Below are 12369 nucleotides of genomic sequence, written 5' to 3' on the forward strand. Positions count from 1 at the left end.
GGACTTCAGGTTCCGGGCACTTCGTCGTCGAGACCACCGACGACTAGGTCGACGCTCTCGGCGACGATAGATTCCTGTTCGCGTGACGGCCAGGCGTTCCGTGGGTAATACTCCGTGAGGAACTCCTCTTGCTCCGCCAGCGTTGCGTCGGTGACCGGTTTCAGGTAGTGGTTGCCCATGAAGTCTGCAAACGCGCGGACGTTCGCCGCGTGCGCCTGCCCGTACGCGTCAGCGACGGCGTCGACGATCGCTCGGTTCTGTTCCTCGACAGCCTCCCACTCGGCCCCGTGATCGGGCCCCGACAGCGACACCTCCACCGCGCGGTCGGTGTCCTCGATCGCCTCGAACTGGACGACGCCGTCTTCGACCCACTCATCGGGGTAGAGGACGAGCGTATCGTCTTCCTCGCGCACCCGCGCGGTGAAGTCGTGTTCGGCCACGACGTCCGCACGGCGCTCCCGATACGCCTCGGCGGCGTCTGTCACCGCGGCTTCCTCGGCGAGTCGCGTCAGCCGTTCGGCCTCCTCGATCGCGTCGCTGGGGATCTCGGGGTCAGCAGCCGCCTCGTCGACGGCGCGGTCGGGCTGTCGCCCCGCCGACGACTCCGCTGATCGCGCGCCGCTGTCGGTGCCTCGTTCCATCGACCGGTCGCTATCGTCAGCCATCGTCGAGCGCCTCGTTCGCTAGTGAATCGGCGCGGTCGTTTACCGCTCTCGGTACGTGCTCGATCGACCACCGGTCGAACTCCGCAAGTAGTTCGCGCACGCGGACGCGCCGCTTCTGCAGTTCCGGATTGTTGGTGTCGTACTCGCCGGTGACCTGCCGGACGATCAACTGCGCGTCCCCGCGCACGTCGACCTCGTCGAAGCCGTGGTCGCGCGCCGCCTCCAGCGCGCGCTCGAGGGCCTCGTACTCGGCGCGGTTGTTCGTGGTCTCACCGATGCGCTGGCCCCCCTCGGCGACGATGCCGTCGCCCGTGACGATGACCCAGCCGATCGCTGCGGGGCCCGGGTTCCCCCGGCTCGCCCCGTCGAAATAGACGTGCGCGCGACCGCCCTGTTCGCCGCGGAGCAGCGCCAGCAAGTCTGTCGGGCGGGATCCCTGGACGACGACCGTCTCGTCGTACGCGACGGCGTTCGCGTCGCCGCGCTCGGCGCGCCACCGCTCGTGGTCGGTGTTGCCCGGTTCGATCGCGACGCCCGCGGCCTCCAGACGCTCGCGAGCGGTCTCCGGGTCCAGCTCTACGCTTGGCATACCAGAGGGAGTTGGAGCGGCGGAAAGAAGGGTTCGGTCCGTCGATCGATCGCCGATAGCGGTACGGAGCCAGATCGGCAGAGGGTTTAACCGTATCGAGATAACGAATATAAAAATGCGATGACACGGCCCACCCGCCAGCGGGAACAGGACGTCGACAGGACGCGATGGCAGGGCGAACGCGAAGACGAGGCGGACGAAGCGGAAGACGACATCGACATCGAGGATATGGACGAGGAAGACCTCGTCCGCACGGGAGACGGGGAACTCATCCACGAGCCGACGGGGATCGTGGTCGAGGAAGAACAGATCGACCCCGGCCCGGAGTGGCGGGCGTTCAACCACTCCGAGCGACAGTCGAAGTCCCGCGTCGGCGCGCCGACGACGCAGACGATGCACGACAAGGGGCTGACGACGACGATCGACTGGAAGGACAAAGACGCCTACGGACGCTCGATCTCCTCGCGAAAGCGCTCGCAGATGCATCGCCTGCGAAAGTGGCAAGAGCGCATTCGAACGAAGGACGCGGGCGAGCGCAACCTCCAGTTCGCGCTCTCGGAGATCGATCGGATGGCCTCCGCACTCGGCGTCCCGCGGTCGGTACGGGAGGTCGCCTCCGTGATCTACCGACGCGCGCTCAACGAGGACCTCATCCGCGGCCGCTCGATCGAGGGCGTCGCCACCTCCGCGCTGTACGCGGCGTGTCGGAAGGAAGGGATCCCTCGCTCGCTCGAGGAGATTTCCGAGGTTTCGCGCGTCGAGCGCAAGGAGATCGGCCGGACGTACCGCTACATCTCACAGGAGCTCGGCCTGGAGATGAAGCCGGTCGACCCGAAGAAGTACGTCCCGCGGTTCTGCTCGGAACTCGGCCTCTCGAAAGAGGTGCAATCGAAGGCCGACGAGATCATCGAGACGACTTCGGAGAAAGGCCTGCTCTCGGGGAAGTCACCGACGGGCTTCGCGGCGGCGGCGATCTACGCGGCCTCGTTGCTCTGCAACGAAAAGAAGACCCAGCGCGAGGTCGCCGACGTCGCCCAGGTGACTGAAGTCACCATCCGCAACCGGTACCAAGAGCAGATCGAAGCGATGGGCATCCACAGTTAACGGCCCGACGCCACGGGCGCAGCGGCCGGGGCCGCTTGTCTCCGGTCGCCGACGGACGCACTCGGTCGCTCGCGACCGACTCCGACTCGGGCGCGAGCGGTTCGTGCGCTCCGAACCCCGGGTGCGTCTCCGCCATCCTGCGGACGACGACCGCACCCGAGAGAACCATCTCTGCATCGCCCGGAACGGCCAGCAGATTCGGATAGCGAAGCGCCATCCTGAACCCCGAACCCCTGCAAGGGCGGCCCAGGAGACCAGGCCGTCAACGAACCCCGTCACGAGCACGAGGAGGACGTGCAGCGAGAACTGTCCCGGAGCCTCGCGGAGAATCTGTGTGGGATCGTCAGGAGAGCCGATATTGTCGCTATTCGAACTCCACACGGTGTCGTTTCCAGGTCGGTCACGAGGACGCGCCGTCGACGCCGAAGGTTCATATCCGTTGCCGACCCACGCTTCGGTGATGGACTTAGACGAGTACGTCGACATCGAACGCAACGAGCGGGCAGAGCGTCGACGGCTCGCCGAGAAGAAATCCTACGACATCCTCGATCACCTCGAGACCTTCCAGGACCGGTTCGAGGAGACCGTGCAGGGCGACTCCCTGTACGGCGGCGTCTCGCCGTCGATCTTCGTCGGGACCGCGAACTATCCGCGCGTCTCGACGGGACTGCTCTCGCCCGTCGGTCACGACGAGGACGCCGAGCGCTTCGAGACGTCCGGTGCGTGGTACGACGAGGGCGTCTCGATCGACGACGTCTTCGCGCGGCGCACGTCGCTGTTGAACTCCAACCGAACCCAGGAGGTCACGAACGTCGCCGACTCGTGGAACGGCTTTCTGGGGGCACAGCGCGAGGTCGCCATCGCCGATCGCCCCGTGACCGTCGAGATCGGTCTCGACGAGCGACCGGACGTCGATCTCGACGTCGGCGTCGAGGACGTCGCGACGCCGGTCGGTCCTCGCGCCCGGGCCGAATCGGCCGAACTGGCGGAGAACCCCCACGTCCCCCGACTCGTCGAGAAGACACTCGAAGACGACGACTGGAACGCGCAGGGCGCGATGACCTACCTCTATCGCCGCGGCTTCGACGTCTACGACATCAACACGATCCTCTCGGCGGGCGCGCTCGGACAGACCCAGCAACGGAGACTCGTTCCGACGCGGTGGTCGATCACCGCCGTCGACGACACCGTCGGGCAGTACCTCCGGGGACGCATCCGCACGAACGCCGAGATCGGGCGTGTCGAGGTCCACCGCAACGAGTTCCTCGGCAACGCCTTCTGGGTGATCCTCGCGCCCGGGAAGTGGGAGTACGAACTCGTCGAGATGAAAGCCCCCGGCAGCGTCTGGAACCCCGATCCGGAGGCGGGGATGTACCTCGCCGCCGACAGCGAGGGCAGAGAGGGCCGTACGGGCTACGTCGAGGAGACGGCCGGCGCGTATCACGCCGCCCGGTTGGCGGTCCTCGAACACCTCGACGACCGCGGGCGACAGGGGAAGGCGCTCGTCCTCCGGCACGTCTCCGACGACTACTGGGGGCCAGTCGGCGTCTGGCAAGTCCGCGAGGCCGTCCGCGACGCCTTCGCCGCCGAGCACGGGAGCGCCGAGACGTTTGCCGAGGCGGTCCGTGGCGTCGCCGACCACCTGCCCGTGTCGCTGGGGACGCTCCGTCGGAAGTCGACGATGGCGGCCGGCCTTCAGACGACGTTCGGCGACTTCGGATAGGGAGCGGATGATTCGCCGACAACCCCAGAACCGGCACACCGAGGGCCGCAACGGGCGGTACTACTTTAACAATCCGCAGCGAACTACCCGTGGAGGTCTACACGGTGGAAATCTCAGATAAACTCCTGTGTCTGTTCAACGCTGACGTTCGCGCCGAAGAGGACCGATACGTGGTCGAGGTGCCGAAGCGCGAAGTCGACACCGGCTCGATCGAGCCGGACGAAACCTACCGCGTCGCTCTCATCTCTCGTGGCACCGACTCCTCGTCGGAATCGACCGAAACCGAGCGGCCGTCCTCGGAGCCGCAGCCACCGGTCGAACCCGGCGAGCTACGCTACGTCGAGATCGAAGACATCGGGAAACAGGGAGACGGTATCGCTCGCGTCGAGCGCGGCTACGTCATCATCGTCCCCGACACGGAGGTCGGTGACCGCGTGAAGATCGAAGTCTCGGAAGTCAAATCGAACTTCGCGGTCGGCGAAGTCATCGAAGAAGAGCTCTGAGGGAGCGGACTCGTTTCAGTCCGCACTCGGTTTCTCGTCTGTCGGATATCCACCGGTGAACGTCGCGAAATCGACTTCCGGCGACGGCACGGCCGCCGGGGAGTCGTACGGTCGGTTGACGACGATGTCGCCCGCCGTCCGATCGCCGATACCCGGAATCGCCGTGAGTTCGGCCAGCGACGCCGCGTTCGGATCGAGGGGGTACGGAACGCCAGTCAACGAGCGGTAGCCGTGGTCGACGACCGCGACGTCGATCGTCTGTCCCAATTGGCGCTCGCCCGGGATCCCCACGAGAAGAGGGTACGTCCCGAGCTGTCGGCCGAACGTCCGTCCGTCCTGGTGGTACTCGAGGTGCACGTCGGGCAGGACGGTTCCGATGGGTGCGAGCCGCCGCAGCATCGGCTGGTCGATCTCCTCGCGGATCTCGCGTTTGTACTCCTTGAACCGCTTCTTGTGCTCCTTGGCGATGGCGGCACCCTCGTCGGCCATCTCGGTCCCCTCGAAGGCCATCACCTGGCGGATGTTGATGCGCCGGACCATCAGCCCCGCATCGTAGACCCGCTCGAGGAACTGCCGGTTGTGCTCGAACGTCTCCGCGCGCTCGCCCTTCAGCCCGTGGAGGAGGTTGATACCGGGCAGGAGCTTCGGGAGGCGGTTCGCGGCGTCCGCGCCGTGGGTCGGCGCGTTCGCGGGGTCGTCGCCCGGCCGCCAGCCGGCCTCCTCGTTGACGATCTCGATCGCGCGGAAGCACTCGTCGGCAGTGACATTCAGTTGGTTCTCTTCCTGGACGAGCGGGTCGGCGGATTCGAGGCCGAACGCGGCGGTGTCTCCGGGCGTGTTGTGTTCGGCGATGATCCGGATCCCCTCTCTGGCCTGCTCGGGCCACTTCACGACCGTGATGGGATTCATGTTGTCGAGGTGCAGCGTCTCCAGATCGGGAGCGACCTCGCGGATTCCGCCGTAGAGCTCGCGGAGCGCGTCGGGATTCGGCGCCTCGCCGTCGCCGCCGTACGCGAGGATGTCGGCCTGGCGGCCAAGGCGGAAGTGGCGGACCCCCCGATCGGAGAGAGAGCCGACCTCGCCGACGACCGACTCGGGATCCCGGAATCCGGGATCGCCGTACATCGGTTCCGTGCAGAACGAACACCGGTAGGCGCAGCCGCGAGACGTTTCGAGTTCGCAGATCAGGTAGTCGGGGTGGTTCGGGTGCTGTTCGACGACGAAGGCGCCCTTGGCCGCCCAGCGATCGAGTTCGTCGTTGTCCCGGTAGCGGTTCTCGAAGCCCTCCAACTCGTTGCTGACGAGGTCGTAGGCCGCGGCTTCGACGTCGCCCATCGCGAGGAAGTCGTAATCGAGGTCCTGTCGCTCCATCTCCTGCGCACCGGCGTTCTCCTCGCCGACGCCGAACCGGATGGGGCCGCCCATCACCGACATCCCGTCGGCGGTCCAGGCGAGTTCCCGGACCTCGTCGGGCTCGGCGGGCGTACCGCCGACGTACTTGCCCGGGACGGTCATCCCGCCGAGATAGATGAAGAGGTCGGCGTCGGCCACGTCGGCCCACTTGTTTCGCTCGTCGCGGAGTTCGTCGATCGTGTGGTAGGTGACGTTCGACTCGGGGACGCCGGCGTCGACGATCGCACCGGCCGTGAACCGCGGGTACGTCGAGATGTACGGCGGCACACCGAAGTGCGCCGGCTCGTCGACGTAGCCGTCGACGAGCGTCACCGAGAGATCGGCCGGATCAATCATAGCGTAGCAAAGACGGCCGAGCGGTAAAACGCTCACTCTCTGGAGGTGACCGTCCTGGGCTCCAGCGGCGGGCCGACACGGCGACGAGCGGGAGCACGAGGAATCACCACTTTCACCATCACAGCGGGCACAACACACCCCGAATGGCTCGATCGTTCACCGCCCTGTCTGGCATCTCGCGGAATCGGCTCGCGGAGACGGTGACCCCGCTCGAACCGATCGGTGGCGCGTGGGCCCTCGCCGCGGTCGCACCGCTCGGAGTGACGCTGCTCGTCATCACGGCTGGCTACGCCGTGGGCGGCGGGACCGATCCGGGGTTCCCGCCGCACTTCCCGACGCTCTGCTACGGTGTGGCGAACGTCGCGGTCGTCGCCGCGCTGTTCGCGGCATGGGAGCGAGAGCGATTCGAGGTCGTCGCCCGCTTTCGACGCCCCTCGCGCCGGGAGGTGGCTACGGGGCTGGTCGCGACGGTCGTCGGCGTCGTCGTCGGGTGGCCCGCGACGACGGTGCTCGCGGACGGACTGGGCGTCGCCCGATACACGCCGCCGACGCTGACGACGACGGCCGGGATCCTCGCCGTGGGGTTCGGTGCGGTCGTCGTCGCGCCCGTCGCCGAGGAGATCCTCTATCGAGGGTTGCTCGTCGGCCTCGGTCTCGAACGCGGCCACGGCCCGCTCGCAGTCGGCGTCGCGTCGCTGATCGTCTTCGCCGTGGCGCACGTGTTCACCGGCGGCGTCGCCGGGGTCCTCAACGCCCTCCTCCTCGGTTCGTTGCTCACGTGGCTCCGCCTCCGCTTCGACAACCTCGTCGGCGCCTGGCTGTTGCACGCGCTGAACAACCTCCTCGAACTGTTGGTGGGTCTCGCACTCGTCCCGTCGCTGTACGCGCTCTGAACCCCGTGGGGCCCGCATCGAATCAGAAAAGCAGTAACCGTCGAACGGCCTCGACACGGTATGGACGACAGCGTCGATGCCGACGTCAGACTCCGCGTCGCGACACCCGAGGACGCGGCCGCCGTCCGGCGGATCTACGCACCGTACGTCCGCGACTCGCCGGCGACGTTCCGAACCGAGGTGCCGGCCGTCGAACGGATGCGACGAAAAATTCGCGAAAAGCGTGCGGCCGACGAGTACCCGTGGTACGTGGCCGTCGCCGACGATCCCGACGCCTCGGACGGGGCCAAACCGAAAGTCGTGGGCTACGCCTACGGCAGCCAACTCCGCGAGCGGCCGGCGTACCGCTGGGCGGTGGAGACGTCGATCTACGTCGACGCCGCGGCCCAGCGTGACGGGATCGGGACGCGCCTGTACGAGCGCCTGCTCGGGACGCTCCGACGGCAGGGGTACTGCTCGGCGTACGCCGCCCTGGGGATGCCGAACCCCGAGAGCGAGGCGTTTCACGAACGGCACGGGTTCGAGCGCGTCGGAACGTTCCCCGCCGCGGGCTTCAAACTCGGTGACTGGCACGACGTCGTCTGGTACCACCGCCGGCTCCGGGAGCCCGACGGCGACCCCGACGAGCCGGCACCGGTCTCGCGCGTCGAGGAAGCGTCGGCGTAACGCGCACCGCGGCAATCCTCCGCAGAGTCGCCACGTTCAAGCGCGCCGCCCGAGTTGCACCGACAACGATGACACGAAGCGTCTGGCTCAAGGCCGACGACGAGGTCGGCGACTGGGAGACACGCAAGCGACGGATCACGGCCGGTCTGGAGGCCGGCGTGGACTGGGTGCTCGTCGACGAGGCCGACGTCGACCGCGTCCGCTCGCTGGGCGACGTGTCGGTCGCGGCCTTCCGCACCGACTCGGGGACCGCGCTGATCGACGACGTCGACGCGGGCGGGGGCGACGACGGGGAGAACGACGCCGGGTCCGGCGATGAGGCGGACACGTACATCGTCGGCAAGAACGGCGAGGGCGACGGGACCGCCGATCTGCCGCCGGACTTCTCCGGGTCTGCGGACCTCACGACGCTCCGCCGCGAAGACGACCGGGCGGGCGGTGCCTACGTCCGCATCTTCTCCGAGGAGTACGAGGCCTTCGCGGAGGAGGCCGCCGCGGACGCCGACTACACCATCGTCGTCGGCGAGGACTGGACGATCATTCCCCTGGAGAATCTGATCGCACGGATCGGCGACGAGACCGACCTGATCGCCGGCGTCACGACCGCTGAAGAGGCGCGGACGGCGTTCGAGACCCTCGAGATCGGGGCCGACGGCGTCCTGCTCGACACCGACGACCCAGACGAGATCAGAGAGACCGTCGAGGTCCGCGACGAGGCCGAGCGCGAGACGCTCGACCTCCAGTGGGCCACGGTGACCGCCGTCGAGCGCACCGGGATGGCCGACCGCGTCTGCGTCGACACGGGGAATCTGATGGAACACGACGAGGGGATGCTCGTCGGTAGTATGAGTCGCGGGCTCTTCTTCGTCCACGCGGAGACGGCGGAGTCGCCCTACGTCGCCTCACGGCCCTTCCGCGTCAACGCGGGCGCGGTCCACGCTTACGTCCGGACGCCGGACGGCGGCACGAAGTACCTCTCGGAGTTGAAGAGCGGCGACGAGGTCCAGGTCGTCGACAGCGAGGGGAAGACCCGCGAGGCCGTCGTCGGGCGCGTGAAGATCGAGAAGCGGCCGATGTTCCGCGTCGAGGCCGAGGTGGACGGCGACCGCGTCGAGACCTTACTCCAGAACGCGGAGACCATCAAGGTCCACACCCGCGAGGGGCGGACGGCGATCACCGACCTGGAGGCGGGCGACGAGGTCCGCCTGTTCTACGAACAGACGGCTCGACACTTCGGCGAGGCCGTCGAAGAGAGTATCATCGAGAAGTGACGAAAGCGGCCCGCTCAACGGCCGTCCGCACTCCGGCCCGAGTCGACCTCGCCGCGGTCTGCGTCGCGCAGTTCCGTCGTACACCAGGGACAGAACGAGATCTCCGGATCGAGTTCACCACCGCAGTGCGGACACGTCGCTTCGTCGGGCGTGCGGCTGTCCTGTGTTGCCAACCGGTAGGCGTCGAGCGCGTTCAGAAACAGGAGTCCGAACACGGGCACGGTGACCGCCGTCGGCAGCGTTTCGGGATCGACGCTCGCAATCGCCGTGGGGTCGGCGAGGCTGAGCGTCGTGGGATCGGCGAACACCGACAGCAGCACGATCGTCGCGCCCACGACGAACGAAAACCAGGCGGCTGCACGACGCCACTTCCGGAGATAGAGGTGGCCGGCCCCGGCGACACCGACGCTGGCACCGAGCACAGCCACCAGCGCCGCAATCATCGCACGGCGACGGGTGTCGGTCATATCCGTGACCGATGCGGTGGGGACGGTTAAAAGGTCCGGGAATCGTGGGGCCGCGGCGCGGCCGCTCAGATCCGAGCGCTCCGCAGCAGGGCCGCGACCGTCTCGGATTACGCCAGTCCGATGCTCTCCTCGGCTTCGAGGAGTTCGTGGTACCGGTTGCGGATCGTGACCTCAGAGATGTCGGCGACCTCGCTGACGGCGGCCTGCGTCGTCTTCTCGTTGGTGAGCAGTGCTGCCGCGTAGACCGCGGCCGCGGCGAGTCCGACCGGCGACTTCCCGGAGTGGACGCCTTTCTCCTTGGCGTTCTTCAGCAGCTGTCGCGCACGGAGTTTCGCCTCGTCGGAGAGGCCGAGTTCGGACGCGAACCGCGGGACGTACTGCTCGGGGTCCGCGGGCTTGACCTCGAGCGAGAGTTCCCGGGCGATGTACCGGTAGGTGCGAGCGACCTCGCTCTTGGGGACTCGGGAGACCTCCGCGATCTCGTCGAGCGAGCGGGGGACGCCGGCCATCCGGGCTGCAGCGTAGACACACGAGGTGGCGACGCCTTCGATAGAGCGGCCGGGGAGGAGATCTTCGTCGAGGGCGCGGCGGTAGATGACAGAGGCGGTCTCGCGGACGTTCTCCGGGAGGCCGAGCGCGGAGGCCATCCGGTCGATCTCGCCGAGCGCCTGCTTGAGATTGCGCTCTTTCGAGTCGCGGGTGCGGAACCGTTCGTTCCACTTGCGGAGGCGCTGCATCTTCTGTCGCTGATTCGACGACAGGGAGTTGCCGTAGGCGTCGCGGTCGCGCCAGTCGATGTTGGTCGACAGCCCCTTGTCGTGCATCGTGTTCGTCGTCGGCGCGCCGACGCGGGACTTCTGGTCTTTCTCCTTGGCGTCGAACGCCCGCCACTCGGGCCCGCGGTCGACGGAGTCCTCGGTGATGACGAGGCCACAGTCGTCACACACGGTCTCGCCGTGTTCGTCGTCGACGACGACGTTGCCGCTGCACTCCGGGCACACCAGTTCCTCGTCGGTAGATTCGGATTCGGTTTCCTCTTGGTCCTCGCCGGGTCGGACCCAGCGCTGACCGGCCGAGTTGTCGTCTCGGCCTTCGTTCGTTTGCGATTCGTCTCTCGTTCTCGCGTTCGTGCGAGTGTACGTACTCTTCTCGCTCATCGGTATCGCGACGAATGCCCCGTGCCGGGGATCAGTACGAAGGCCCGGAGCGGTCCGTATCACTTCCACCGACGGAGATTACAAAAAGCGTTCGGAATCGCCTTCCCGAACGGAACGCACAGCCTCTCCGACGGCTTTCCAGCAAATCGACCGTTACAATTTATATGTGTGAGAGAGCCCGGGCAAATCCGTCCGCAACGCCCTTGCCCGTTGGCGTCCGCTACTCCCGTATGAACGCCGCTCCCGCGAGCGACCAGTACGACGACGTCGAGCGGATCGTCTCGCTCGCGCCCAGTACCACAGCGACGCTGGCGGCGATGGGCAGCGCGGACCGTGTCGTCGGCGTCACCGCCCATTGCGACCTCGACCGCCCGGTTGTCGGCGGCTGGTTGAACCCCGACTACGACCGCCTCGCCGACCTGGATCCCGACGTGGTCTGCACTGCCGACGGACTCCAGCACGAGATCCGCGACGAACTCCGGGAACGGGGGTACGAGGTCTGCCACGTCGAACCGGATCGACTCGATGCCGTACTCGGCTCCATCGAGCGGATCGGGCGCGCCGTGGGTCGACCCGCGGCCGGCGACGCGCTCGCCGCGGACCTCCGCGATCGGATCGATGCCGTTCGGGACGAGACCCCCGACGCCGCCGCGGATCGACCGATCGTCTACTGCGAGGAGTGGGGAGAGCCGCCGATGGCCGCGGGTAACTGGGTCCCGGATGCCATCGAGGCCGCGGGCGGTCGGTATCCGTTCTGCGAGGCCGGCGAGCGCTCCCAGGAGGTCTCAGTGGAGGGCGTCACGGCGGCTGACCCCGACCACGTGGTGCTTCACCACTGCGGACACGGTGACCGCATCGATCCGGCCCTTCTCGACGACCGCGGCTGGGACCTCGACGCGACCGTGCACGTCCTCGACGACGACCTCCTGAACCAACCGAGCCCCGCGCTCGTCGACGGGATCGAAACGCTCGCAGCGAGGCTCCACGGCGAGGACGGCGACTGAGACGGCGGAACCGACACACGTATTGTTCGAGCGGCGGGACACCGGCGTATGCGAATCGGAGTCGGCAGCGGGAACCCCGTGAAACGCGATGCGACCACGCGCGTCTTTCCGGACGCGACCGTCGTCGCCGAACCGGTCCCCTCCGGCGTCTCTGAGCAGCCGATCGGGCACGCTGAGACGCGGACGGGCGCGCTTAACAGAGCCGAAGCGGTGCTCGACGCGGACGACGAGTACGACCTCGGGGTGGGGATCGAGGGCGGCGTCGTCGACGTCGACGACGGCTCCGCCACGGCAGGCCTGCACCTCGTGATGTGGGGCGCGGTCAGCGACGGCGAACGCCACGGCGTCGGCGGCGGACCGAGCCTTCCCGTCCCGCCCTCGATCGCGACACGGGTCCGCGACGGGGAGGAACTGGGGCCGGTGATGGACGACGTCCTCGGCGAGTCCGACGTCGCGAAGAAGCAGGGCGCGGCGGGCGCGTTCACCGGCGGCGAGATGACCCGGACGGACGCGCTCGCGGCGGCGGTGACGGCCGCGGCGTCGCCGTTTCTGAGCGATCTCTACTAGCGCACCGTCGC

13 protein-coding genes are annotated in these 12369 nt (G+C 67.7%); 8 read left to right on the forward strand and 5 right to left on the reverse strand.

Features of this window, described 5'->3' with window-relative positions:
* Positions 1-5 precede the first annotated feature (5 nt).
* Together BLU74_RS00130 and rnhA are read right to left on the reverse strand one after the other, a co-directional pair.
* On the reverse strand, positions 6-665 hold the full coding sequence (locus tag BLU74_RS00130; RefSeq protein ID WP_245705692.1) for a DUF7108 family protein: 660 nt from the start codon (positions 663-665) through the stop codon (positions 6-8).
* A complete protein-coding gene (gene rnhA, locus BLU74_RS00135) occupies positions 658-1254 on the reverse strand; it encodes a ribonuclease HI (RefSeq protein WP_089763829.1) in 597 nt (198 codons plus the stop codon). The genes BLU74_RS00130 and rnhA overlap by 8 nt, the downstream gene beginning before the upstream one ends.
* 120 nt (positions 1255-1374) lie before the next feature.
* On the opposite strand from rnhA, the gene BLU74_RS00140 reads away from it, so the two are divergent.
* From BLU74_RS00140 to BLU74_RS00150, 3 genes are all read left to right on the forward strand, one after another.
* The gene (locus BLU74_RS00140) at positions 1375-2358 is read left to right on the forward strand and encodes a transcription initiation factor IIB (RefSeq protein WP_089763831.1); all 984 of its coding nucleotides are present in this window, start codon (positions 1375-1377) and stop codon (positions 2356-2358) included.
* A 460-nt stretch (positions 2359-2818) separates the two neighbouring features.
* Positions 2819-4081 (forward strand): DNA repair protein NreA, encoded by a 1263-nt coding sequence (gene nreA, locus BLU74_RS00145; RefSeq protein ID WP_089763833.1) that lies wholly within the window; start codon positions 2819-2821, stop codon positions 4079-4081.
* Between the two features lie 104 nt (positions 4082-4185).
* Positions 4186-4584, forward strand: a complete 399-nt coding sequence (locus tag BLU74_RS00150; protein WP_089765181.1) for a TRAM domain-containing protein — start codon at positions 4186-4188, stop codon at positions 4582-4584.
* A gap of 15 nt (positions 4585-4599) precedes the next feature.
* Here the strand turns inward: BLU74_RS00150 and BLU74_RS00155 are convergent, their stop codons facing one another.
* Positions 4600-6333, reverse strand: coding sequence for a radical SAM protein (locus tag BLU74_RS00155; RefSeq protein WP_089763835.1), 1734 nt, complete (start codon positions 6331-6333; stop codon positions 4600-4602).
* Between the two features lie 143 nt (positions 6334-6476).
* Between BLU74_RS00155 and BLU74_RS00160 the strand changes: the two genes are divergently transcribed.
* The 3 genes from BLU74_RS00160 (at position 6477) to BLU74_RS00170 (ending at position 9163) form a co-directional block, all read left to right on the forward strand.
* The gene (locus BLU74_RS00160) at positions 6477-7226 is read left to right on the forward strand and encodes a CPBP family intramembrane glutamic endopeptidase (protein WP_089763838.1); all 750 of its coding nucleotides are present in this window, start codon (positions 6477-6479) and stop codon (positions 7224-7226) included.
* A gap of 60 nt (positions 7227-7286) precedes the next feature.
* Positions 7287-7892, forward strand: a complete 606-nt coding sequence (locus tag BLU74_RS00165) for a GNAT family N-acetyltransferase (RefSeq protein ID WP_089763840.1) — start codon at positions 7287-7289, stop codon at positions 7890-7892.
* A 68-nt stretch (positions 7893-7960) separates the two neighbouring features.
* Positions 7961-9163 carry a 3-dehydroquinate synthase II gene (locus tag BLU74_RS00170; protein ID WP_089763841.1) on the forward strand — a complete coding sequence of 401 codons (1203 nt, stop codon included), beginning with the start codon at positions 7961-7963 and terminating at the stop codon, positions 9161-9163.
* 14 nt (positions 9164-9177) lie between these two features.
* Here BLU74_RS00170 and BLU74_RS00175 read toward each other — a convergent pair whose 3' ends face one another.
* On the reverse strand, positions 9178-9630 hold the full coding sequence (locus tag BLU74_RS00175) for a zinc ribbon domain-containing protein (protein ID WP_089763843.1): 453 nt from the start codon (positions 9628-9630) through the stop codon (positions 9178-9180).
* Positions 9631-9737: 107 nt separating this feature from the next.
* A complete protein-coding gene (locus BLU74_RS00180) occupies positions 9738-10787 on the reverse strand; it encodes a transcription initiation factor IIB (protein ID WP_089763845.1) in 1050 nt (349 codons plus the stop codon).
* Positions 10788-11017: 230 nt separating this feature from the next.
* Here BLU74_RS00180 and BLU74_RS00185 point away from each other — a divergent pair, with 230 nt between their 5' ends.
* Together BLU74_RS00185 and yjjX are read left to right on the forward strand one after the other, a co-directional pair.
* Positions 11018-11791: a helical backbone metal receptor gene (locus BLU74_RS00185; protein WP_089763847.1), complete on the forward strand. Its 774-nt coding sequence runs from the start codon at positions 11018-11020 to the stop codon at positions 11789-11791.
* Between the two features lie 48 nt (positions 11792-11839).
* Positions 11840-12358 (forward strand): inosine/xanthosine triphosphatase, encoded by a 519-nt coding sequence (gene yjjX / locus BLU74_RS00190; RefSeq protein WP_089763849.1) that lies wholly within the window; start codon positions 11840-11842, stop codon positions 12356-12358.
* Positions 12359-12369: the final 11 nt, after the last annotated feature.

The sequence above is a fragment of the Halobellus clavatus genome (assembly GCF_900107195.1).
Lineage (GTDB): Archaea > Halobacteriota > Halobacteria > Halobacteriales > Haloferacaceae > Haloquadratum > Haloquadratum clavatum.